General features: G+C 52.5%; 22 protein-coding genes and 1 pseudogene. 8 read left to right on the forward strand and 15 right to left on the reverse strand.

Annotated elements, in window-relative coordinates; all coding sequences use genetic code 11:
* The 3 genes and pseudogenes from DU000_RS12765 to DU000_RS11175 all read left to right on the forward strand — a co-directional run.
* Positions 1–1,526: pseudogene (locus DU000_RS12765) on the forward strand (hypothetical protein); the annotation flags it as partial.
* Entirely contained in the window at positions 1,511–2,092 is a 582-nt protein-coding gene (locus DU000_RS11170; protein ID WP_114403496.1) for a hypothetical protein, read from the forward strand. The pseudogene DU000_RS12765 and the gene DU000_RS11170, both read left to right, overlap by 16 nt.
* On the forward strand, positions 2,077–3,336 hold the full coding sequence (locus tag DU000_RS11175; RefSeq protein ID WP_114403497.1) for a hemagglutinin repeat-containing protein: 1,260 nt from the start codon (positions 2,077–2,079) through the stop codon (positions 3,334–3,336). The genes DU000_RS11170 and DU000_RS11175 overlap by 16 nt, the downstream gene beginning before the upstream one ends.
* Here the strand turns inward: DU000_RS11175 and mutY are convergent.
* The 3 genes from mutY to mutM all read right to left on the reverse strand — a co-directional run bounded on the left by mutY (position 3,316) and on the right by mutM (position 7,394).
* On the reverse strand, positions 3,316–4,371 hold the full coding sequence (mutY, locus tag DU000_RS11180; protein WP_114403498.1) for an A/G-specific adenine glycosylase: 1,056 nt from the start codon (positions 4,369–4,371) through the stop codon (positions 3,316–3,318). The two genes, DU000_RS11175 and mutY, sit on opposite strands and share 21 nt — an antisense overlap.
* Positions 4,372–4,397: 26 nt before the next feature.
* Positions 4,398–6,365 carry a dynamin family protein gene (locus DU000_RS11185; protein WP_114403499.1) on the reverse strand — a complete coding sequence of 656 codons (1,968 nt, stop codon included), beginning with the start codon at positions 6,363–6,365 and terminating at the stop codon, positions 4,398–4,400.
* Positions 6,366–6,578: 213 nt separating this feature from the next.
* A complete protein-coding gene (gene mutM, locus DU000_RS11190) occupies positions 6,579–7,394 on the reverse strand; it encodes a bifunctional DNA-formamidopyrimidine glycosylase/DNA-(apurinic or apyrimidinic site) lyase (RefSeq protein ID WP_114403500.1) in 816 nt (271 codons plus the stop codon).
* Positions 7,395–7,431: 37 nt separating this feature from the next.
* On the opposite strand from mutM, the gene DU000_RS11195 reads away from it, so the two are divergent.
* The 3 genes from DU000_RS11195 to ispE all read left to right on the forward strand — a co-directional run bounded on the left by DU000_RS11195 (position 7,432) and on the right by ispE (position 10,847).
* On the forward strand, positions 7,432–9,303 hold the full coding sequence (locus DU000_RS11195; RefSeq protein ID WP_147267013.1) for a tetratricopeptide repeat protein: 1,872 nt from the start codon (positions 7,432–7,434) through the stop codon (positions 9,301–9,303).
* An 83-nt stretch (positions 9,304–9,386) separates the two neighbouring features.
* On the forward strand, positions 9,387–9,989 hold the full coding sequence (locus DU000_RS11200) for an outer membrane lipoprotein LolB (RefSeq protein ID WP_158529700.1): 603 nt from the start codon (positions 9,387–9,389) through the stop codon (positions 9,987–9,989).
* A 3-nt stretch (positions 9,990–9,992) separates the two neighbouring features.
* Complete coding sequence (ispE, locus tag DU000_RS11205) at positions 9,993–10,847, forward strand: 4-(cytidine 5'-diphospho)-2-C-methyl-D-erythritol kinase (RefSeq protein WP_114403503.1); 855 nt, start codon at positions 9,993–9,995, stop codon at positions 10,845–10,847.
* Positions 10,848–10,870: 23 nt separating this feature from the next.
* On the opposite strand, the gene DU000_RS11210 is transcribed toward ispE, so the two are convergent.
* The 5 genes from DU000_RS11210 to DU000_RS11230 form a co-directional block, all read right to left on the reverse strand.
* Positions 10,871–11,446 (reverse strand): hypothetical protein, encoded by a 576-nt coding sequence (locus tag DU000_RS11210; protein WP_114403504.1) that lies wholly within the window; start codon positions 11,444–11,446, stop codon positions 10,871–10,873.
* Between the two features lie 81 nt (positions 11,447–11,527).
* Entirely contained in the window at positions 11,528–12,274 is a 747-nt protein-coding gene (gene ydfG / locus DU000_RS11215) for a bifunctional NADP-dependent 3-hydroxy acid dehydrogenase/3-hydroxypropionate dehydrogenase YdfG (protein WP_114403505.1), read from the reverse strand.
* 38 nt (positions 12,275–12,312) lie between these two features.
* Positions 12,313–13,383 carry a dihydroorotase gene (gene pyrC / locus DU000_RS11220; protein ID WP_114403506.1) on the reverse strand — a complete coding sequence of 357 codons (1,071 nt, stop codon included), beginning with the start codon at positions 13,381–13,383 and terminating at the stop codon, positions 12,313–12,315.
* A gap of 97 nt (positions 13,384–13,480) precedes the next feature.
* Positions 13,481–14,539 (reverse strand): tartrate dehydrogenase, encoded by a 1,059-nt coding sequence (locus DU000_RS11225; protein ID WP_114403507.1) that lies wholly within the window; start codon positions 14,537–14,539, stop codon positions 13,481–13,483.
* Between the two features lie 14 nt (positions 14,540–14,553).
* Positions 14,554–15,411 carry an alpha/beta fold hydrolase gene (locus tag DU000_RS11230; RefSeq protein WP_114403652.1) on the reverse strand — a complete coding sequence of 286 codons (858 nt, stop codon included), beginning with the start codon at positions 15,409–15,411 and terminating at the stop codon, positions 14,554–14,556.
* Between the two features lie 138 nt (positions 15,412–15,549).
* Between DU000_RS11230 and DU000_RS11235 the strand changes: the two genes are divergently transcribed.
* Positions 15,550–16,470 carry a LysR family transcriptional regulator gene (locus DU000_RS11235; RefSeq protein ID WP_114403508.1) on the forward strand — a complete coding sequence of 307 codons (921 nt, stop codon included), beginning with the start codon at positions 15,550–15,552 and terminating at the stop codon, positions 16,468–16,470.
* A 49-nt stretch (positions 16,471–16,519) separates the two neighbouring features.
* Here DU000_RS11235 and DU000_RS11240 read toward each other — a convergent pair whose 3' ends face one another.
* From DU000_RS11240 to DU000_RS11270, 7 genes are all read right to left on the reverse strand, one after another.
* Positions 16,520–17,257: an amino acid ABC transporter ATP-binding protein gene (locus tag DU000_RS11240; protein ID WP_114403509.1), complete on the reverse strand. Its 738-nt coding sequence runs from the start codon at positions 17,255–17,257 to the stop codon at positions 16,520–16,522.
* A gap of 36 nt (positions 17,258–17,293) precedes the next feature.
* Positions 17,294–17,962, reverse strand: coding sequence for an amino acid ABC transporter permease (locus tag DU000_RS11245; RefSeq protein WP_192878486.1), 669 nt, complete (start codon positions 17,960–17,962; stop codon positions 17,294–17,296).
* Positions 17,962–18,675: an amino acid ABC transporter permease gene (locus DU000_RS11250; RefSeq protein WP_114403511.1), complete on the reverse strand. Its 714-nt coding sequence runs from the start codon at positions 18,673–18,675 to the stop codon at positions 17,962–17,964. The genes DU000_RS11245 and DU000_RS11250 overlap by 1 nt, the downstream gene beginning before the upstream one ends.
* A gap of 182 nt (positions 18,676–18,857) precedes the next feature.
* Positions 18,858–19,754 carry an amino acid ABC transporter substrate-binding protein gene (locus DU000_RS11255; RefSeq protein WP_114403512.1) on the reverse strand — a complete coding sequence of 299 codons (897 nt, stop codon included), beginning with the start codon at positions 19,752–19,754 and terminating at the stop codon, positions 18,858–18,860.
* Positions 19,755–19,825: 71 nt separating this feature from the next.
* On the reverse strand, positions 19,826–20,722 hold the full coding sequence (locus DU000_RS11260; protein ID WP_240001882.1) for an amino acid ABC transporter substrate-binding protein: 897 nt from the start codon (positions 20,720–20,722) through the stop codon (positions 19,826–19,828).
* Positions 20,723–20,898: 176 nt separating this feature from the next.
* Positions 20,899–21,819 (reverse strand): LysR family transcriptional regulator, encoded by a 921-nt coding sequence (locus tag DU000_RS11265; RefSeq protein WP_114403514.1) that lies wholly within the window; start codon positions 21,817–21,819, stop codon positions 20,899–20,901.
* Positions 21,820–21,868: 49 nt separating this feature from the next.
* Positions 21,869–23,746 (reverse strand): ABCB family ABC transporter ATP-binding protein/permease, encoded by a 1,878-nt coding sequence (locus DU000_RS11270; RefSeq protein WP_240001884.1) that lies wholly within the window; start codon positions 23,744–23,746, stop codon positions 21,869–21,871.
* A gap of 88 nt (positions 23,747–23,834) precedes the next feature.
* Here DU000_RS11270 and DU000_RS11275 point away from each other — a divergent pair, with 88 nt between their 5' ends.
* Positions 23,835–24,233 (forward strand): acyl-CoA thioesterase, encoded by a 399-nt coding sequence (locus DU000_RS11275; RefSeq protein WP_114403515.1) that lies wholly within the window; start codon positions 23,835–23,837, stop codon positions 24,231–24,233.
* The last annotated feature ends 4 nt before the right edge of the window (positions 24,234–24,237 follow it).

Genomic DNA, 24,237 nt, shown 5'->3' on the forward strand with positions numbered 1-24,237 from the left:
ACTATGAGAACGGCCTGAACGGCATCCAAACCCTGGGCAGCACCCTGGTTGGCACCCTGGTTGGCGCCTTAGGCGGCAAGCTAGAGACCGCGGCCCAAACCGCCCAATACAGCTACAACGCCGATGTCTTTAACCGGCAGCTGCACCCCGCAGAAAAGAACCTACTGCGCAAACTGGCCGACAAAAAAGCCCAAGACCTTGGGCGCAATGCACAAGAACAACAAGACATTGCCAACAAACTCTACCTAGCGCTAGAAGGGGAAGCAGCAGCCCTGCTCGACAAAAAAGAAAGCCAGCAAAACGCCCAATACCGGCAAGACCTCAGCAATAGCCAACAAAATGGTCTGGAAGGCAAGTATTTAGCGCAAAAAGAACTCGACCTGATGAACTGGGCACGCAGCCAAGTGCTCGACTTACAACGACAACTGGGCCACCAGACCATTCAACTCAATGGCCAAGACATCATTGCCGATGGCAGCAAACTGCAGTTTTTTAGATCGAGCACCGAGCAATACAACGACAGCCAACTGTTTAACACCAGTGATCGGGCCACCATGCTGCGGCAGTTTGCGGGGAATGGGGATGCCAACCAAACCAATGCGGTGGTTAACCAAGCCCGCCAAGCAGCGCGTGATGGCAGCGTTAAAGCGGTTGATGAATACCAGCAAGCCACACTAGCGCGGATGCGCACGACCAATGGTGGACTAGCCACCAGTACGGCTGATCTGGATGTGGCGACATTAGGGGTGGGTGGCGCTGCCGTGAAAGGGGCCAAGGCCTTGGTCACCAAAGTCGGGGAAGTGATCGAAGCCAAGCTGGCCCAGAAAGCGGAACAGGCAGCGGCGGAGAAAGCGGCAAAGCAGACCGTTATTGAGAATAATGTCTATGCGGACAACGCGGGTTTTGCGAACGTTGCCCAGCGTGAATTTAAGCCTGGCAGCACCCACCGTGCAGAAAACATCAATGCAGGGCAGGTGACCGACCGCGATGGCTTAGTGCGGGTCGATGAGGCCAATACACAAAATAATAAACAACTGGCTGAACAACTCGGCTATGTGCCTGAACGTTGGTCAACCCAACGCGCCGCTTGGAAGGAAGGTACACTGGTCACCGACCGTATCACCACCCAGCCAGAAACCTATCGGATGGTGATTGATCAAGATCAGCTAAAAAATATCCGTGATAATCTTGATGCGGGCAACATCGACAAAGCCTCCCAAAGCCTCGGCCTGTGGGCCACCAAGAATGAGGTAAATACTTTGTCAGATGTGCGCAATCCTCTCGCCATTCCACAAGAGTGGAAAGGCCGCAATGGTGAGAAGCTGTATGTGATTGAATTTACTGTGAAACCGGGGGCCGGGGTGCGCGAAGGGACTGTGGGCCCGATGTTCGATAAAATCAATGAAGTGGAATTGCCGGGCAATGGTCATCAAGTCAACTTCATGCAAAACAATCCTAAAAATCGGCCCGATCTGTATGAGATCAATATTGACTCTGCGAAGGAGTTGAAATGGATAGGTCAATAATTAGTGTTGGCAAGAAAAAAATTTGTCCTGACAATTTTGTCTATGAAGTCATTTATGAAGGTGAAGGAGAAAATTGGGAGAATCCATTTAATGGTTACGAAGAATCACCAAGACCACACAAATGGCTAGAAACCTTCTTTCTCCTCGACGACGGCACGCGAATTAGCTTGCCGGTTCACGCCATACCTAAACGCTTGCCCGACCGCAGTGGTGTCGTTGTGGTATTTAGTATTGACCAACAAGGGCAAACGACGGATGCGTTGCCGGCGGATTTCCCCGATGTTCATGCGCCGCATAATGCGGTCATCTTCAATGCCGATGGTAGCCTGCGCTGTGTGATCAACCAACGCACCAAGCGCGGTGCCTATATTCAGCAGACTAGTACCGATGTCATCACCCATAAAAGCGGGCGGTATGGTCAAGTTCTTAGTGAGAATTACCTCGAACCCATCATCAAATTTGGGGTACTGGTTGGCGAATATCTGAATGACTCACCTGATTGGTTTTATGAGCTTGATCCAAGCACGGGCGATTTGATCGGTACGCCCACATGGAAACGGTATTGAAGCTACAGGCTGAACATTCCGCCCTTCCTTTGCGCCCTCAGCCATTACTGAGGGCGTTATGTTTTGTTGGCTTAGCATTATGTTTTCCTGCTGGTTTAAGCGCCCACCAACAAAGTGGCAACCTCACCCTACTTGCAGGCACCGACGTCACCCAAGGCGACAGCAAGATCACCACCCAAGGGGCCGACCTCCTCGCCAAACAAAAAATCAGCCTCACCGCAGGCAGCCTTGACTTGCAAGCCATCAGCGACACCCTCAAAGAGCGTAGCCAAACCCAAGCCAACAGCTTCACCATTGGCGCCCGCCCAGCCGGCGTGATTGGCGGCGCGATCAGCCGCATTAGCGACAGCATCCAACAAGCCCAACAAACCGACAACGACCGACTCAAAGGCGCGCTCGCCCTCAAAGCCGGCTACGACGCCTGGAAACTCATGGGCCGGCTCAGCGACGGCAACACCAGCGCCCCCCCCAGCGCCGACGGCAAACCCGGCGACCCCAACAACAGCGCCTTTGCCATCAACGTCAGCATGGGCGGCAGCCGCAGCACCAGCAGCAGCAGCTTTGACAGCAGCACCGTGCGCGGCACCAACCTCCAAGGGCAAGACATAGAACTGCGCGCCACCCAAGGCGACATCAGCGGCACCGCGCTCAAAGTCCAAGGTACCAACATCACCCTAGACGCCGCCCGCGACCTCAAACTCCAAGCCGGCGCCAATACCCAAACCCTCCAAAGCACCAATAGCAGCAGCAACGCCAGCGTAGGCGTGACCATAGGGGTAGGGGGTCAACAAAACGGCATCAGCTTCCAGCTAGCCGCCGCGCAAGCGCGGGGGCGGAGCAACGGCAGCGAAACCACCTGGGACAACAGCCAAATCACCGCCAGCGAACAACTCAGCGTCAAGACAGGGCGAGACGCCAGCCTGCAAGGCGCCCAACTGGCTGGAGACCGAGTCAAACTTGACATCGGGCGCGACCTCACCCTACAAACCCTACAAAACCAAAGCGACTACCAAAGCAGCCAAAGCAGCAGCGGCTTCTCCCTAAGCCTCTGCATCCCACCCATCTGCTACGGCCAAACAGTCAGCGGCAGCCTCAACGTAGCGCGCAGCAGCCTCAACCACAACTACCTTAGCGCCGTTGGGCAAAGCGGCATAGCCGCAGGGCAAGGCGGCTTTGACATCAACGTCAAAGGCCACACCCAACTCACTGGTGCCACGCGAGGCTCAAGCGAGCAAGTTCGCTAAAATTTGCCTTACCGGCTTGGGAATACCGATTTGCAAAGCGTCGGTCAGCGGCCACCAACGGCCCTGGTCCGGTTGTTCGTTACACGCCGCCTGCTCAAGATGAATCAGGCTCGGTTGTATCTGCAGGTGAAAATGGGTAAAGCTGTGTCGAAATGGGGCCAGGGCGGTGATCGACACGATATTGCCATAGGGCTGCAGCCGGGCATCGTCGAGCGTGGGGGATGAGTCGAATTCTGGCAAGCTCCATAAGCCGCCCCATATGCCTTTGGTGGGACGGCGCTCCAGCCAAACTGATTGCCCGTACTTTAGCACCCAGAAATGGCGGCTTTTTTCAGGCAATTTAGCTTTCAGTGCGCGGGTCGGAAAGGCGGTTGCATGACCGCGTGCGTGGGCCTGGCAGGTTTGCCGTAAAGGGCAATCGATGCAGCGGGGTTGGGTGCGCGTGCAGAGGGTTGCGCCCAAATCCATTAGGGCTTGGGTATAAACCGCCAGCTCGGTCTTGGGGAGCAATGACTCGGCCAAGGCCCAGAGCTGATTCTCGACCGTTTTTTGTGTCGGCACCCCTGCAATTGCATAATGGCGCGTCAGCACACGCTTGACGTTACCATCCAGAATCGCGGCACGTGCGCCCGTCGAGAAAACCGCTATTGCCGCAGCGGTTGTGCGCCCAATGCCCGGCAGCTGGGCGAGGGTGTCTGGATCTGTGGGGAAAGCCCCTGCGTAATCATGTGTGACGACTTGGGCGCAGCGATGCAGATTGCGCGCCCGGGCGTAATACCCAAGGCCAGACCAGAGGCTGAGCACATCTTCAATCGGCGCGGCGGCAAGGTTTGTGACGCTAGGGTAGCGCGCCAGAAAGCGGGTGTAGTAAGGAATCACGGTTGCAACTTGGGTCTGTTGCAGCATGATTTCAGACAGCCAGATCCGATAAGGGTCGGTTTGCTGTTGCCAAGGCAGGTGATGTCGCCCACTGCGGCGTTGCCAGTCGATCAGCCGCGCTGAAAAGGATGGCTCAGGGGGTTGCAACCTCGTCATGCTTGCTCATTCACCCCCGCATTCACTTAGGCAACGGCAATGTCAGCCAGTGAAAAGGTGTTATCCAATTCTGCCGCCAACACATGATCAATCCGCTGCGCTAGCTCTAGCACGGTTGCGGTTTGCTGCTCGATATTGCCTTGAAATTCTTCGAGCTCATCGATCCGGCTTTCCAGCGTGTCACTGGCTTCTTGAATCCGTTTAATGGAATCCAGACGGCGACGCAACTGGAGTTGGTGCTCGCGGACTTGGGCCTCCATCGGTGCCATGATGGCTTTTAGCCAGCTTTCTACGTCGCGATTGGCAACATCAAAGGTCTCTTTGACGCGCGTGGCAATCGACTCGAAGAATTTTTGTGTCAATGGTAGTTTTTCGCGGGTCAGAATGGTGAGGCCACTGAACTGCTGTTGATAGACTTTTTCGATGCGGTCTATTTCTTTGAGGTATTTAAGGTTTGAAAAGGCGATAGGCTTAGCGAGAATGAGTCCATGCTCTTCACTGAACTTTTTGTACATGGCCGTCATCATGTCCATGATTTCTGCTGAGATACGGCCCGACTTTTCGAGATTGCTGCGAATGTTAATGAAAAACCCATCCATCGTCCCGCGCAAACCTCTATCGCCAAAAGAAAACTTGCTATTGATCATGGACTCGCGGGTACGCCGCACTTCAGTCCGCAGGGCTTCCATACCCAGCGTGGTAAATAAGTCATTGGTCAAACGGGCAAATACGGCGCGAATCGCCTGCAAGCGCAGCAAGCTTTTATCAAACTCGCTCTTTTCATTTTGCACACGGGCGACCATGTGTTCGACCACGTTTTGGTTTTTGCCACGCAAGCCTTTTAATTCGTGTAGCTGCTCAATAATATTGCGGCTGCGTGCATCCAAGATGTTTTGTGTGCTGTGTACGAGCGCATGAATTTCCTGCTCAACTTGGGACCGCACAATGTCTTGCTTAGCCGGAATGAGATCATTCGACAATGCGGTTTCCAGGACAGGCAAACGACTCCGCTGTAGCAGCTTGTCATCATGATTGACCTTGCCAACTAAGCCTTTTTGCGCGGAAACCGGGAAAATGTGGCTGGCTTCCAACCCTAGCACCGCCCCACACGAGGTAACCTGGCGGGTAATTTCACTTTCAATTTCTTCGGGGGTTTTCAGCTCATCCCACATGCTGTCAATCTTATTTAAGACAACCATGCGGCCATCCTGGCGATTGGCGCTGATATGCTCGCGCCATACTTCGATATCGCTCTTAGTGACACCGGTGTCGGCTGCCAACACAAATAAAACGGCATGCGCACTGGGAATTAAACTAAGGGTCAATTCAGGCTCGGTACCGATCGCATTTAACCCGGGGGTATCGAGAATCACCAGCCCTTGCTCAAGCAGGGGGTGCGGGAAATTGATAATCGCATGGCGCCAACGCGAGATTTCAATCGAGCCATCTGGGGAAACCTGGGCTAATTGGTCGGGATCTTGTTCATCAAACAAGCTGTAGGCTTTTGCTTCATCCACCGAGACAATTTTGGTTTCAGAAACGCGCCTCAAGGCTTCTAGCATGCCATCGCCAGACGTCGTATCTAAAGGGAAAGCCTGCCATTCTTCGGGATATTGTTTGTATTCTGCGGTGGTGGCGTGGCGAGCGCGGGTTTCAATTGGCAATAAGCGAATACTTGAGGGTAAGCTGGCATCGTACATCAGCTCGGTCGGGCACATCGTGGTGCGGCCCGCAGACGAGGGCAGAATGCGACGCCCATAGTCGGCAAAAAAGATTGCGTTAATTAGCTCGGATTTTCCGCGTGAGAACTCAGCAACGAAAGCAATGGTTAATTTGTCATCAGCAAGCCGTTCTTGCAGGCGATTGAGGCGGCTCTCGATCGTGGCATCAGAGAACTGATTGTCTTTAAGCCAATCGCCATAGCGACGGATCTCCTGGCTGAGTGCAAACCGCCATGTGCTGTATTCTTGGAACCGATCCACCAGATTTGTCATAATCTGATCCCCCATTTCGATCTTTGTCTTTAGCGCTCAACGCAATAGATATCATCTTTCGGCTGAGACATTGCCTTCAATGTAGCATATGGCGTTGGTTTTTTCCTGTGATTTAGGTCATTTGCCGCGAATTTCCGCGATTTGTCGCGCCGCCCCCGCTAAAACAGGCGTCTAAAGCAGCGAATCGCGGCAATAGACCAACGGCGATAGCCTTCAACGTTGGCATTGAGGGCAGTAATACGTTGCCCTTTGCCCTTGCACTAGCCGCTTGATCGGTGTTCGACACACTCGGCAGGGTTGGCCTGCACGCTCATAGACAAAATACGTCAACTGGAAATACCCTTGACTGCCGTCTGCGCCCACGAAATCTTTTAGGGTGCTGCCCCCTTTGGCAATAGCCTCCCGCAATACCGCCTGAATCTCTGTCAGCAAGGTCGCGTAACGCACCAGACTGATCCGATGCGCAGGGGTTTGCGGGCGAATACGCGCACGAAACAAACTCTCAGAGGCATAGATATTGCCAACACCCACAACGATGTCGCCAGCGAGCAAGACCTGTTTGATCGGGGCTTGACGGGTGCGGGTCTCGCGATGCAAATAGGCCGCAGTGAGATCAGGATCAAATGGCTCGCGCCCCAGGCGCGCTAACGCCGCATGGGTGATCACGGGCCCCGCTGCCTTCGGATGCCACAATACCGCACCAAACCGACGGGGATCATAGAGACGTAAAACCTGTTGGCCAAAAACAAAATCCACGTGATCATGGATCCGGGCTGGGGTATCTGGCGCAACAATCAGTAAATGGCCGGACATGCCTAAATGCAGAATGACCCACCCGGTTGGGAAGGCGAGAAGCAAATACTTACCGCGGCGATCGGTATGCAACAAGCGCTGTCCGCACAAATGCTTGAGGTCGGGGATCGGCCAACGTAAATCTGGACGACGCGCCACAAAGCCAGTGAGCGTTTGGCCTTCAATGTGGGGGGCCACCCCCATCCGGGTTACTTCAACCTCTGGGAGTTCAGGCATAATGGGTGCCTCATAGTTGAAACGAAGAGATTGTGCCTTGAATTTCAGGTCTTTGCTGTCACGCGCTGTGATCCCCTTCTCGCCCCGTGGGAAATTACGTCCCCTAGCCTTGGCTTATACCCACCCTTCTTCACCGATAGCCGCCTGTGGTGCAATAGGGCTAACCCTCTGGTTAATCGGGGCATATGCTGCGCCGGTGCAGGCAGCGCCCGCGCCAATCGCGAGCGATGAAAAATCGGAAGACACGGAAAACCTGCCAAAACTCACCCTCAATCCAGATATCTTGGAACAACTGATTGCCGCGGAAATTGCCGCACAGCGAGGGTATGGGGGGTTCGCGCTACAGCAATATCTCAGCTTGGCCTTGCGCACCCGCGACCCCCGGCTGGCAAAACGTGCAGCAGAGCTGGCTTATCGGCAACGCGACCTCGATCAGAGCTTACAGGCAGCACAACTGTGGTCGGAGCTCGCACCAAAATCAGTGCCAGCCCAGCGCAGTGTCTTGGAATTACAGATTGCCAGTGGGCGTTTGGAAGAGGCCCGTCCAAACCTACAGAAATGGTTGCAAGTCCATAAAAAAATACCCCTAGCAGAACGTGAAGGGTTGGCTGCGGAGCTTCAACAATCGCTGGTTAACGCACCCAATCGGGGGCAAGCCTATGCGCTATTTGAAAGCCTGCTGCGCCCATATGAGCAGAGTGAAAAAATCCAGCTCACGCTAGCGCGTGCTGCGATGCAAGCCAATAACACCAGTGCGGCGCTCGTTCATGCACAAAAAGCGTTGAAGCTAAACCCAGAGTCCGCCAATGCAATTGTGGGGCTTAGTCAACTCGCTAGCGAGCCAGCACAATCGATTCGCCTGCTACGCGATTTTTTGACGCGTTACCCGCAACACCCGGACCAAGAGGCTATCCGGCAAACGCTCGTTAGACAATACATTGAGCAAAAGGAATGGGAAGCCGCTGAAGTCAATCTACGCCAGCTTCAACAACAAAAGCCGAATGACCTCGACACGCTGCTGCTACTTGCACGGGTCTTATTACAAAAAAATGCCTTTAGCGAAGCAGAAAGCCTGTTGGCCCGCTACGTGCAAAACGGGGATGAAAAAGCCAATTCAACCAAGCCGGGGCGTGAATTGGATATTGTTTACCTCACTCTCGGCCAACTGCGTGAAGAAGCCCAAGATGTTGCTGCTGCGATCCAGTGGTACGAGCGGGTGCAAGGGGCGAGCCAGCGAGCGACAGCGCTAGCCCGCAGCGCCAAGTTACTCCGCGACAAGCAGGGTATGGCCGTTGCCCAGCAATATTTACAGCAACGGCGGGCGCAGAACCCGGCAGACGATGCGCGTTTGCGGCTATTAGAATCAAGCCTGCTGCGTGAGGCAAAACGCCATAACGAGGCCTTTACTTTGCTCAATGATGCCCTCAGTGAGCACGAACAAAATCCCGATTATCTGTATGAATATGCGCTGAGTGCTGAAAAAATTGGGCGCCTTGATATTCTCGAAACACAACTACGTCGCGTAATCGCCCTCCAACCTAATGATGCCCGCGCCTACAACGCACTGGGCTATAGTTTGGCAGACCGCAATCTGCGACTGCCAGAAAGTTTAACGCTGATTCAACAGGCGCTGCGTCTGCAACCCAATGACCCCATGATCATCGACAGTTTAGGCTGGGTTTACTTTCGGATGGGTCAATTAGAACAAGCGGAAACCTACCTGCGACAGGCCTATGCCGGCTTGCCTGACGCCGAGATTGCCGCCCATCTGGGTGAAGTGCTGTGGCTCAGGGGGCAGCGCGAACAAGCGCAACAAATATGGCGCGAGGGGCAGCAGCGTGAAGCGGATAACACCGTACTCCAAGAGACGCTGCAACGTTACCTTGGTACACGCCCCGCAACGCCCTAGGGTCAACAATCACGATGCTTGCACAAGGTTATCACGGGCGAGCCGCTCGCCCATTGCTTACTGCACCAGGGCTATGGCGCCGCATGAGCACAGCATGCATCGCGCTGATCGTCATGTTGAGCCTGGTTGGCTGCACGACCTTCACCACAGTAGCCACCCCAACAACAGACGCCAGCGTGCTGCCGCCGTCTGCCGACAGCCCAGTCACGCTTGCTTATAGTGGTCGCTTCAGTCTGCGCTACGAGCAACATGGCAGCCCAACTTACGGACAGGGTCGCTTCACCCTAACTCAGCAGCGGGATAGCTACAGCCTGGAACTCAATAGCCCCTTTGGCAACACACTCGCCACCCTTTCCTGGCAAGCAGGGCAGGCGACGCTTTGGCAACCGAACCAGCCCTTGCTGCACGGCACAGACCCCAATGATCTGATCAACCAACTGCTCGGCTGGCCCGTTCCCGTTAACCTACTGCCTGACTGGTTACAGGCCTTGGTAAACGGAAAAATTTCTTCCATCCAGCAGCAGGGTTGGGAAGTAACCACCTTGCCACTCGCCAGTGCCGCCGCAGATCAACCGGACAAGCCGCGGCAATTGCAAGCCGAGCACCCGGGGAATGCAACACAACCCGCCGTCAGACTGCGCATTCTTTTAGATGCGAACAACCCGCCTGTTACAACAACTCACTAGCGTATGTCTCTACCTCAACTCTCGGTGCATGCCCCAGCTAAGCTCAACCTATTTTTGCATATCGTGGGGCGGCGTACCGATGGCTATCATTTGCTGCAAAGCGCGTTCCAATTGATTGATTGGTGTGACGACTTACAATTTACACGCACTACAGATGGTGTCATCACCCTGCTTAATCCACAGCCCAGTGTTCCGGCCGAGCAGGACCTCGTGGTACGTGCCGCGCGCCTGTTACAGCAACATACGGGCTGCGCATATGGTGCCCAGATTCATTTAGAAAAGCGGCTCCCGCTTGGTGGCGGCGTGGGTGGCGGGAGTTCAGATGCAGCGGCAACCTTAAGTGCGCTCAATCAACTTTGGCAAACCGGCTTGAGCGTGCCCCAGCTACAGGCGCTTGGCGTGCAGCTCGGGGCAGATGTCCCCTTCTTTTTGTTTGGACAAAATGCTCTTGTGGAAGGGATTGGCGAACAAATGCAAGCGCTGATGATTCCGCCACGCTGGTATTTAGTTTGGGTGCCGCCGGTGCATGTGCCGACCGCGACGATCTTTACCGCACCCGATTTAGTCAGAAATACCCCTGGAATCACGCTAAGCCAAGTGCAATTTGCCTACATGACCAACAAACTCATTTTTGGCCGGAATGATTTACAAGCCATCGCTGAAAAGCAATTCCCGGAAATTAGTGCGGCCCTCGCCACCTTGCGGCACATTCAACCCAATGGCTTGGTTCGCATGAGCGGTTCTGGTGCCACGATTTTTGCGGAGTTTGAGCACGAAGAAGTCGCACAAGCCGCACTGCAAGCCATGCTGCGCAGTGGTTTGCCGCAGCGGGGGTATGCGGTGGTACGGGGGCGTTAACTGTTGCACCAGATGTTGTTTGCCTACTGCTTAGTATTGATGAGTCGCTCCGCTATCGCTTGATAAGCACTAACCTCCGATGCATTCGGTTGATAGTTCTCATTCTTCACTTTTTGTTCGAGTTGCAGTGCCCACTCGATTTCTGCTTGACTGACGTTGCTGTTGGCTTTTGGAATGGACTTCTCTGCCTGAGGTGGTTGCTTTGGTGCCGCATAGAATTGCTGCAGGATATTTTGGTAACGACTAACCTCCGATGTATTCGGTTGATAGTTCTCATTCTCCACTTTTTGTTCGAGTTGCCGTGCCCACTCTATTTCTGCTTGACTGACGTTGCTGTTGGTTTTTGGAATGGACTTCTCTGCCTGAGATGGTTGCTTTGGTGCCGCAGAGAATTGCTGCAGGATATTTTGGTAACGACCAACCTCCGATGCATTCGGTTGATAGTTGTCATTGTTCATTTTTTGTTCGAGTTGCAGTGCCCACTCGATTTCTTTCGGGCTGACGCCATTGTTAATGGATTTCGCTTGAGCCTTATCCGCTTGCGTGCGGGATGCGGGTGGGGTTAGTTCACCCGCATAGAGACTCGGTGATAGCAGCAATAGACTGAAGATAGATATCAGAATTTTTGGTAAGTTTATACGCGTAGAAGAATATTTCACCACAGTCGATAGCAAGCCTACTTAACCCCGATGCACTGCCAACGGCGAAAATGCTTGGCAAACGGGCATCAATTGAATGCTATTCACATTGACATGGGCAGGGCGAGAGGCGACCCAATAGACGGTTTCAGCAATGTCTTCGGCCGTGAGGGGCTGGGTGCCTTCATAGACTTTCGCGGCTTTACTGTCATCACCATGAAAGCGTACGTTAGAGAACTCTGTACCACCACATAAGCCGGGTTCGACATCGGTCACGCGCACCGGGGTTCCCAATAAATCGGCACGCAGGTTCATGGAGAATTGGTACACAAAGGCTTTGGTCGCCCCGTAGGTGTTACCACCGGGGTAAGGCCACTCCCCTGCTGTGGAGCCAATATTAATCACATGCCCGCGCCCGCGCTCCACCATGCCTGGTAACACAAGCCGTGTGCAATAAAGCAGCCCTTTGATGTTGGTGTCAACCATGGTTTCCCAATCATCCAGACTGGCGCGATGGGCTGGCTCTAGCCCCAGGGCTAAGCCGGCGTTATTGACCAAAATATCGATCGCCTGCCACGCGGCTGGCAAGGAAGTGAGCGCCGTGGCCACGGCTTGCCGATCGCTGACATCCAAGACCAAAGGATACACAGCATCACCCAAACTGGCCTGTAAGTCGGCCAAACGCGCTTGTCGGCGACCAGCGGCAATAACACGGTGACCTGCTGCCACAAATTTTTGTGTGATGGCCAGCCCGAAACCAGCCGTTGCTCCTGTTACCAGTACGATCATCACTGCTCCTCGTTTAAAACTGATGTTTCACAACATGATTAGGTTTGCGCTGTAACCTTCCACGTGAGCGTTTCGCCCGCCCGTAGCGGCACCAATGTCTGCCCGCCATATGGCAATTCTGTTGGCAGGGTCCAGCTCTCGCGTACCAGTGTCAAGGTGCCGCTATTGACCGGCAAGCCATAGAAAGCCGGGCCATGCAAGCTCGCGAAAGCTTCTAACTTATCGAGTGCATTGACGCTTTCAAATGCTTCGGCATACAGCTCCATCGCGTGCAATGCAGTATAACAACCGGCGCACCCGCAGGCCATTTCTTTTGCGCCTTTGGCATGCGGGGCACTGTCGGTGCCTAAGAAAAACTTCGCACTGCCACTGGTAGCTGCGGCCAATAACGCTTGGCGATGCGGCTCACGCTTCAAGACCGGCAAGCAGTAATAGTGTGGGCGGATGCCGCCCGTGAAAATCGCATTGCGGTTGTAGAGCAAATGATGTGCGGTAATGGTAGCCGCTACCTTTTCATCTGTGCTCGCAACGTATTGCGCGGCTTCGCGGGTGGTGATGTGCTCAAACACAATTTTGAGTGCGGGGAAATCACGACGCAGTGGTTCGAGCACGGTATCAATAAAGACTTTTTCGCGGTCAAAAATATCTACATGGCTATCGGTGACTTCGCCATGAATCAGCAGGGGGACGCCGAGGCGTTGCATGGCCTCGAGCACGGCGCTGCATTTGCGAATATCCGTTACCCCAGCATCGGAATTGGTCGTCGCCCCAGCCGGGTAAAGTTTAAGGGCATGCACAAAGCCGCTGTCTTTGACGCGCTGAATTTCATCGGGATTCGTATTGTCGGTGAGATACAGCGTCATCAGCGGTTCAAACGCCATACCTGTAGGAATAGCGGCCAGAATCCGCTCGCGATACGCTAGCGCCAAGGCCACGGTGGTGACGGGTGGCTTAAGGTTGGGCATGATGATAGCGCGCCCGAATTGGCGGGCCGTATCAGGCAATACCGCCGCTAGCGCTGCCCCATCGCGCACGTGCAAGTGCCAATCGTCGGGGCGGGTGAGTGTGAGCGTTTGGGGCGTAACGTGAGGAGAGGCAGGTGTGTTCATACTGGGGCAATCCAAGCTGTGACTAATCAATAAGGCACATTATCGCATTGCTCTTGTTGGTACACACCCCATCGTATTAGTCACTTGAATCAAGCGCTTAAATTAAAGCCGCAATCGCCTGACCAACCTCAACGGTATTCGCCGACCCGCCCATATCTGCCGTGCGCGGCCCAGACTTGAGGACGATTTCAATGGCGTGCAGAATGGCATCATGCGCTGCGCGATGCCCAAGAAAATCGAGCATCATGGCGCCCGTCCAAATTTGGCCAATCGGGTTGGCGATACCCTTCCCAGCAATATCGGGCGCAGAGCCATGTACAGGCTCAAACAGGGAGGGAAACTTACGTTCTGGATTGAGGTTGGCACTGGGCGCAATCCCAATCGTGCCGGTGCAGGCTGGGCCAAGGTCGGACAAAATATCGCCAAATAAATTAGAGGCCACGACCACATCAAAACGATCCGGGTTTCGCACAAAGTGGGCGGTGAGAATGTCGATGTGGTATTGGTCGACGCGCACCTCGGGGTAAGCTTTGCTCATTTCAGCGACGCGGCTATCCCAGTAGGGCATAGTGATGGAAATGCCATTCGATTTGGTGGCCGAGGTCAGGTGTTTACCGCGCTGCTGGGCGAGCTCAAAGCCATACTTGAGCACACGATCTACCCCAATCCGGCTAAATACACTTTGCTGTAGTGCGACTTCGCGCTCCGTCCCCGCATACAAAATGCCGCCAGTACTGGAATACTCCCCTTCCGTATTCTCACGCACAACATAAAAATCAATCTCACCCGGCTTACGATTGGCCAGGGGACAGGGCACCCCCTCAAATAAACGAACCGGGCGCAGGTTGATGTATTGATCAAACTCGCGCCGAAATTGCAGTAATGAACCCCATAGCGAAATATGGTCTGGGACTTTTTCTGGCCACCCCACCGCGCCAAAGAAAATCGCATCCACCCCCTTCAGACGCACCTTCCAGTCGGCGGGCATCATCTCGCCATGCTGCGCATACCAATCACAACTGGCCCAATCGTGATAGTCAAATTGCAAGCCAATATCAAATTTTTTGGCACAGGCTTCCAGCACGCGGATACCTTCGGGGACAACTTCCTTACCGATTCCATCACCGGGAATCACGGCGATTCGTTTAACTGACATAGTCGGATCTCTTTCTATCGTGAGTGTGTAAAAAATTGCAGGGCAGCGTCCACCAGCCGCTGTGGCGACTCTTCTGGGATGTAATGGCCACAATCAATGGCGCCGCCTGTGACCTGCGTAGGCTGGCGGCATAACTTGCGCCACTCGGCGAGCGGGTCAAAACATTGCTGTATCACCCCTTGTTTGCCCCACAGCACATGGAGAGGGCATTCAATCCAGCGTTGGCGGGCAATATCGGCGCGGGCATGCTCTAAATCTATGCTGGCCGCAGCGCGGTAGTCTTCACAAATCGCGCGCACGGTTTCGGGGTTTTGAATACAGCGCTCATATTCGGCCCAAGCATGAGGATCAAACTCGCCCACTGCGGCCCGCATGGTTTTGCGCAGATACGCCAAAGGGTTGGCATTGATTAAATTCTCGGGAAACGGCGCTGCCTGGATTAAGAAAAACCAATGCCAGTAGGCAGTGGCAAAGGCTTGCGAGGTTTGTTCATACATCGCCAGCGTAGGCGCAATGTCCAATAACAGCATGCGCTCGACGGCTTCGGGATAATCGACCGCCAGACGGTGCGCCACCCGCGCCCCACGATCATGCGCCAGCACCTGGAAGCGCTCATAACCAAGTTGTGCCATCAAAGCTCGTAAGTCATGCGCCATAGCGCGCTTGCTGTAGGTAGCATGGTGGGCATCACTGGGCGGCTTACTGCTATCGCCATATCCCCGCAAGTCAGGCATGACTAGTGAAAAATGTTGCGCAAGTTGTGGTGCAACCCGGTGCCAAATCACATGAGTTTGGGGATGCCCGTGCAGTAGCAGTAAGGGCGGTAGCTGCTTTTGTGCTGTAACACGCCCCTGCATCACGATCCCTGACATTACTTCAATCGTCACGCTTTCAAATTCATTTCCAAATAACATGGTGATTCCCATGGTGAGCTATTTGCAATAGTCTAACCATTTCAATGAAATATTAAATACAATCGTTTTCATCACTTTTTTAAATTCAGGTTAATAATGAACTGGGTTCATGATCTTCAATTTTTTGCGGTGCTTACACAAGCCGGCAGTTTGACTAAGGCCGCCGTCGAGCTTTCACTCACGCCAGCGGCAGTCAGTAAGCGTCTGGCGGCGCTCGAAGCACGCGTGGGGCTAAGGCTCGTTAATCGCAGTACGCGACGCATGAGCCTGACGGCAGAGGGAGAGTTATTACTGAGCCGCGCACAACAGATTTTGAGTGATCTGGATGAACTTGATGGACTGATTGGCGCACAACAAATCGAACCGCGTGGCTTATTAAAAGTAGGCGCCACGTTTGGCTTTGGTCGTCGCTATATCGCACCGGCGATAGAACGTTACACCCAGCGCTACCCAGCCGTACAGGTTCAACTTGAGCTCACTGACAATCCGATCGATTTGTCAGAACGCGGGTTCGACTTGGTGATTCGGCTAGATAAGCTACCCCAGTCACAATTAATCGCCCGCAAAATCGCCCCGAATCGCCGGTTCATTGTGGCAGCCCCTAGTTACCTGACGGCACATGGGCAGCCGCAGAATATTGCTGAACTCGCACAGCATAATTGCTTGGTTTTACGTGAAAATGCAGGCAGATACGGCGTGTGGTCCTATCTCGATAAAGCAGGCCGACTTTGCCAATTTAAAGTTCGGGGAAATCTCGCGAGTAATGATGGCGAAGTCATTCGGAGCTGGGCGCTCGCTGGGCGAGGCATTATGCTGCGCTCTGAATGGGATGTAGCTACCGATATCCGCTCGGGGCGCTTGCGGCGATTGCTACCCGATGTTGCTTTACCCGCTGGCGATGTGTATGCCGTCTATTCGGAACGTCAATATTTAGCGACGCGCATTCGTCGCTTTATTGATTTTTTGACAGAAGAATTAGGAGATACGCCACCATGGCGACAGCCAAACGCGATATAAAAAAGGCACGCCACGGCGTGCCTTTTTGAGCGGAGAAACGCTAAAGCAATCAGTGTGCCAAAATCTTATTCAAGAAGTCTTTGGTACGTGCCTGACGAGCATCGGGGTTGCCGAAGAATTCGTCTTTAGAGCAATCCTCCAGAATCTTACCGCCCACATCCATGAAGATGACACGATGCGCTACTTTGCGTGCAAACCCCATTTCGTGGGTTACACACATCATGGTCATGCCTTCTTGCGCGAGTTGCATCATGACATCTAACACTTCACCGACCATCTCAGGATCAAGCGCGGAAGTCGGCTCATCGAACAACATCACAATCGGATCCATGGACAGCGCGCGCGCAATCGCCACACGCTGTTGCTGACCACCCGATAACTGGCCCGGAAATTTATCTTTATGCGCCAGCAAACCCACACGATCCAGATATTTCAGGCCGTGCTCAATCGCTTCTGCTTTACTGCGCTTGAGCACTTTAATTTGTGCCAACGTCAGGTTTTCCGTCACAGATAAGTGCGGGAAGAGCTCGAAATTTTGGAACACCATACCGCAACGGGCACGCAGTTTAGGCAAGTCAGTCTTAGGATCGGATAGAGAAATCCCATCCACCACGATTTCACCCTGTTGAAAAGGCTCAAGCGCATTCACGGTCTTAATCAAAGTTGATTTTCCGGAGCCGGAAGGACCGCAAACAACGACCACCTCGCCTTTTTGAATATTGGTTGTGCAGTTGTTTAACACTTGGAAACTGCCATACCATTTGCTTACGTTCTTAATGTCAATCATGTCATCCTCTTATTCAATTCAGTCTCAATCAGTTCTCTAGCGCACAATGGCAATCTTGGCCTGTAAGCGCTTCACCAGGAGGGATAGGCTGTAGCAGATGATGAAATAGAACACCACTGCCAGCAGGTAGGCCTCAACCGGACGACCATAGTTCTTACCTGCAACCTCCAACCCTTTCAACATATCGTAAGCACCGATTGCGTAGACAAGGGAAGTATCTTGGAACAAGATGATCGTTTGCGTGAGCAGTACGGGTAGCATGTTACGAAACGCTTGCGGCAAAATAATCAATTTCATATTTTGCGCATACGTCATCCCCAGTGCTTGCCCCGCATACACCTGACCACGGGAAATAGACTGGATCCCCGCCCGCATAATTTCTGAGTAATAAGCACACTCAAACGCGATGAAAGTGATAATGGCGGAATTCTCGGCGCCCAACGACTTACCAGTGACAAAGGGAATCAACAGGTAAAACCAGAGAATCACCATGACCAAGGGAATCGAGCGCATGGTATTCACGTAAGCAGTAGCAGGTATCACCAGATACTTTTTACCTGACAAACGCATCAGCGCCAAAATCGTACCAAAGAAAATACCGCCGATCATCGCGATCACGGTGAGCTCGACACTAAACAAAAAGCCTTTGAGCACAAAGTCTTTGAGCAGCTGAAAGCTGAAAAAACTTAAATCAAGATTCAGCATTATTTGCCCCCTCCAATGTAACCTGGCACGCGCACTTTGATCTCGACAAACGACATCATGCGGTTAACAGCGAAAGCACTAAGGAAGTACAGCGCAGTCACCGCCAGATAAGTCTCAATCCCTCGCGAGGTTTCCTCCTGGACTTGCATCGCATATTGGGTAAGCTCAGCAATACTCACCGCGAACGCTACTGAGGAGTTTTTGATGATATTCATACTCTCGGAGGTGAGGGGAGGAATGATAATCCGGTAAGCCATTGGCAATAGTACATAGCGATATGTTTGCGCCATCGTCATCCCGGTCGCCAAACCCGCCATACGTTGTCCACGTGGTAGAGATTGAATACCGGCGCGAACTTGCTCCGCAATTCGGGCGGAGGTGAAGAACCCGAGGCCACAGACGACCAACACAAAGGGTGGCACGTGGCGTAAGCTCAAAAAGATTTGAGGCAACACGTGGTACCACATAAAAATTTGTACCAACAAAGGAATATTGCGAAATAACTCGACCCAGGCATTGCCGATTCGATTCAGCAGCGTATTGGGCACGGTACGAATCGTGCCGATTACTGAGCCAATTACCAGTGCAATTACCAGCGCACTAAATGCCACAGAAATCGTCCAGCCCCAGGCTGACAATATCCAGTCCAAATAGGTCTGCCCCCCGCCATTATCTCGCAGGAAGAATTCCCAGTCCCATTGGTATTTATTCATTAGACCTCCTCAACGGTTTATGCAAATCATGTTCACCCAGTGCACAACCGCAATTAAACCATACGACTTTTGTTATTTGCTCAAACTTAGTGATGCAAATTTATTATTTCCATATGCTGCTTTAGACACAAATTGGGCTTAGCGGTATACCGCTAAGCCCAATTTTTTAAGAATACGCTGAATTACTTCTTAGCGTAAGCTTCCATCGGATTGTCGTTGGGGTTAGCCAACGCTGCTTTCAGGCCTGCGCCCATGGGCATGTTCAGGTTGCTGTTTTTCGGTGGAATCGGTGAAGTAAACCACTTAGCGTATAGCTTGGTCAATTCACCGCTCTTGATCAAATCGCGAATCGTGTCATCAGCCACTTTTTTGAACTCAGGATCATCTTTGCGCAGCATGATGGCAATCGGCTCAACGTTCAAGACTTCACCGGCGATTTTGAAATCGGCGGGAGCTTTGGAGTTGGCGATCAGACCTGCCAAGAGGTTGTCATCCATAATAAAGGCTTCGCCACGACCCGTTTCCAACAACAGGAAAGAGTCAGCGTGGTCTTTACCATACACTTCTTTGAAGTCTACGCCGGCAGATTTCTCGTGACGACGCAAGTGCTGCACAGAAGTTGTCCCGGTTGTGGTGATCACGGTTTTACCATTCAACTGGTTGATTGAGTCGATACCGCTGTTAGCGCGAACTGCCATGCGGACTTCCGTGATGTATGTTGTCAGCGCAAAAGCAACTTGCTGCTGGCGTGTCGCATTGTTGGTGGTGGAGCCACACTCGATGTCCACGGTACCGTTCATCAAGAGGGGTTGACGGTTTTGTGAAGTAACTGGCACGTATTCGATCGCCAAGTTAGCAACGCCTGCTTTCGCACGCGCGTTGCGCAGGATACGCTCACAAATTTCAACGTGGTAACCCACGTATTTACCATCGCCAATTGTGTAGGAAAGAGGAATGGATGATTCGCGCACGCCCATTACCGCTTTGCCATTGGTTTTGAACTTAGCCAGGGTGTCAGCTTGAGCCCCCAAGGCCAACAAACCTGCAGCCACTGCCAAGCTTAATTTTGCTAACTTCATGAGTAACGTCTCCTCGTACTAGGGTTAAAAAAGAAGGCCGTCCCGCCTTCCAGGGTAAATCCAATACTTATTTAATCGTTGACCTTATCGGTCGGGAACCGGAAAGAGTCGCGCAACAAATAACTCATTGGAATTTTGAGATTGATTCCTTTTGGCGGAATTGGTTCCAAAAACCACTTCTTATAAAGTGCCTGCATCTCAAAATCAACAATCAAGCGCGTAACTTCACGGTCAACAATCTTTTTGAATGCCGCGTCGTCTTTGCTAAGCATAATGGCCAAAGGCTCGATCGAGAGGTAATCGCCCACCACCTCAAAATCGGTAGGGTTAGCAGCTTGGGCACGCAGGCTGAACAGCAGCACATCATCCATCGCGAAGGCGTCTGCCTTGCCCTCCTCCACCATTTTGAAAGATTGCGCGTGATCATCTGCCTCAACCAAATTGAGCTTCAGCACACGCTGATCATCTTGGGCCCGCAGTATCTTGACCGTTGTGGTGCCTTTGGTCGTCACCACCGTTTTACCGCGTAAGCCCTCAAGGGAAGTAATCCCCGATGACTTTTTAACGAGAATACGCGCACCAGCAATGTAGTGTGGGATTGTGAAGGCGACTTTCTCACGCCGCTCGCGGTTATTCGTGGTTGAGCCGCATTCCATATCAGCCTTACCTTGCTGAATCATTTCAATACGGTTTTTGGGCGTAACCAGCATCCACTCAATCCGCAACTCTTTGAGTTTTAGCTCACGCTTGACGGCATCAGCTGCCTTTAAGCAAACATCGACCGCATAGCCAATTGGTTTTTTGTTTTGATCAAGAAATGAGAAAGGGAGAGAGCTTTCGCGGTGAGCGATTGTAATCACCCCTGTTTGACGAATGCGATCTAAAGTCGGCGTCTGCGCAACAGCCGCTGCCGAAAAAAGCGCAATAATCCCCAAGGCCCATGGCCTCACAACATGTCGATGCATCATACGCAGCATAATCTCCTCGCAAATAAGCTGCCACACTGTGTCACCCTCTACGGGGTGATCCATATTTTTGTCATTAACTTATGTTATTCATGCACTATAACGATCCTTATTACTCATAATCCAATGCATTTTTTGCATAACACTTAAGGCTAAGACATCTCTTGATCTCTGAGCCCTCAAGAGTTCGCATAATGCCGGGATAAATAAGCCCATAACGCATTCAGCGAAGCTTTACCAGGTTGCGCCGGGGTGGGTCGCTCGCGGTATAGACGAATTTCCATATCAAGCACCATCCCCTCACCCGCCAGCGCTAAATGGCCTGCGGCTACCTCTCTGGTTACCGCACTGCCAGGCAAAAATGCCACGCCGTGCCCTTCCAGCGCCATGGCTTTCAATCCTTCTGCCATATCCGTTTCGTAGAGCTTATCTAAATACAGCGCTCGGCTAGAGTCTGCCAAAATCAGATCAACCATCTTACCAAGGTAAGCGCCTTGTGTGTAGGACAGAAAGGGGATTTTCTGCTCTGGCACCCCCGGCAACAGATAATACGGTTTGCCTTGCTCATTGCTACGGCTATAGGGTTGCAAACGTTCTTTACCAATCAACAACATTTCATAACGCACTGGATCCAACTTCACCGGTAAGCGCGCATGGTGATAACACAACACAAAATCACAATTGCCCTCGACCAGGTTCATTACCGCATCATGCACATTTAATGCCACTAGGCGCGTATTCAGTCGCCCATAGCCATGCTCTAACTCTGTCAACCATTTTGGGAAGAAAGTGAGCGATAAGTTATGCGGAACGGCAAAATCAATGACTTCATTTCGATCCGCACGTTGACCTCTTAGCAAGGAGCGTACCTGCCCGACTTGGGCCAACAACTCCACTGCATGCCCATAAAACAACTCTCCCGCCTCGGTCAAACGAGTCGGATAGGCCGATCGATCGATCAATTCTGCGCCAACCCACGCCTCTAGCGCTTGAATACGACGCGAAAAAGCCGGTTGTGTCACATTCCTTGCTGCGGCCGCCTTACTAAAACTGCGCGTTTCGGCCAAGCTAACAAAATCCTCTAGCCATTTGCTTTCCATAGGTCTCCTCGTTTACCTGATAAATACAACAGATTCATTATTGAAATAGTTATTGGGTTACTGCCGGTACTACGACTTCATCTTGCTGCTGCAATGCCCACATTTGGGCATAAAGCCCATTTTTGGTGAGCAAATGGGTATGCGTTCCACGCTCAACGATTTGTCCATCGCGCATCACTAAAATCTGCTCTGCATGCACGATCGTCGATAAGCGGTGTGCAATCACCAGTGCTGTATGCTGTTCTGCCAGACGCCGCAACTCCTGCTGAATCGCCTGCTCAGAGTGGGAATCAAGGGCTGAGGTAGCTTCATCAAAAAGCAAAATCGGCGGATTTTTCAAAAGGGTACGGGCAATCGCTACCCGCTGTTTTTCGCCGCCTGATAGCTTTAAACCCCGCTCGCCAACCTGGGTTCGATACCCTTCAGGTAAAGATTGAATGAAAGGGTGAATATTCGCAGCTTGCGCCGCCGCGGTAATCTCGGCCTCGGTCGCACCCGGTTTACCATAGCTAATGTTATAACCAATGTCATCATTGAAAAGAACGGTGTCTTGCGGCACGATGCCAATCGCCGACCTTAAGCTGTGCTGCGTGACCTGCCGTATATCCTGGCCATCGATCAAGATCTGCCCTTGCTGAACATCATAAAAACGAAACAGCAAGCGCGCCAAGGTTGATTTACCCGCGCCACTCGGCCCCACCACAGCGGTAGTAGTGCCCGTTGGCACGGTGAAACTCACGTCCCGTAGAATGGGGCGGTTTGGCTCATAGGCAAACGTGACGTTCGCAAAAGTGATCTCTCCGCCGCTCACCGATAAGGGTTGCGCCTCAGGCTGATCTGCCACTTCCTGATTTTCTCGCAGCAACCTAAACAAGCGATCCATATCAGTCAGGCTTTGTTTGATTTCTCGATAAATCACACCAAGAAAATTGAGTGGCACATATAGCTGCAGCATGAACGCATTCACCAAGACCAAGTCACCCAATGTCATCTGACCCGCAGCAACGCCCACTGTCGCTCGCCACAACATCAGACTGACCGCTACCGCGATGATGAGTGACTGCCCCAGATTCAACAGTGAGAGCGAGTATTGCGACTGAATCGCCGCCCGCTCCCAACGAGCCATGCTTTCATCGTAACGCTGCAATTCAAATGCTTCATTGCCAAAATACTTGACGGTTTCATAATTCAACAAGGAGTCAATCGCACGCACATTCGCTTTACTGTCCAATTCGTTCATAGTGCGTCGAAAGTGGGTGCGCCACTCGGTGACACCAATGGTATAAGCGATATACAAAACCAAGGCAGTCAGTGCAATCAGGGCAAACGTCCAATCGTAGTGCCAGAGCAAATAGCCAACAACCAGCGTAATTTCGAGCAAAGTCGGCACAATGCTATAGAGAGTGTAAGACACTAAACTCGATATCCCCCGAGTTCCCCGTTCAATATCGCGTGTTACTCCCCCCGTCTGACGACTAAGGTGAAAACGCAAAGATAACGTGTGCAAATGCGCAAAGACTTGGAGCGCAATTGTCCTGACAGCACCTTGCGTTACCTTGGCAAAGACGACTTCGCGTAGTTCAGTAAAGAGCGTCGTTGCTAGGCGCAACCCGCCGTAAGCGAACAACAACCCGAGTGGTACTACTAGCACTACTGTTCCTAACTGGGTTTGGTCCATGGCGTCCACCAGCTGTTTTAACAGCAGGGGCACGCCAATATGCGCTAACTTCGCGGCAACCAAAAATAGTAACGCCCACAATAAGCGTCCGCGATAACGCCACAAGTAAGGCAACAATGTCGCCAAAACCTGCCAGTCATTGGTCTGACGAAGGGATTCCTGATTCGTATTCGCAACACGAAGCGGGGCAGAATGAGTCGTTGTAGAGGAGCGAGTTCGCATAATGATGTCTTTCGGGTAGAGTGACATATCCCTATGCAGATGAATACGATTTGCAATGCATTTTTGGCATAAGATTATGCCTTAGATATTACATTACCTGATCGCGAGTGAATTTATGTTGAGCTTACCGACGACTACTCCCGTTTTAAAAGTGATGCCCATGCCTGCCGATGCCAACGTCCATGGCGATGTGTTTGGGGGATGGATCATGGCCCAGGTTGATATTGCCGGCTCTATTCCTGCCGTAAAACGAGCCGGAGGCCGCGTGGCGACGATTGCGGTGAACTCTTTTTTATTCAAGCAACCGGTATTTGTTGGGGATTTACTCAGCTTTTATGCCAGCATCACCAAAATCGGCAACACCTCGCTGACGGTGACGGTTGAAGTATATGCAGAAAGACAACGGCTCGATGGCGAAGTGGTGAAAGTAACCGAAGCAACACTGACGTATGTGGCGACCGATGAATCACGGCGCCCACGGCTTGTCCCCCCTATCGCCACCCAGCCAGCCTAAGCGG

The sequence above is a fragment of the Parvibium lacunae genome (assembly GCF_003335215.1).
Classification (GTDB): Bacteria; Pseudomonadota; Gammaproteobacteria; order Burkholderiales; family Burkholderiaceae_D; genus Parvibium; species Parvibium lacunae.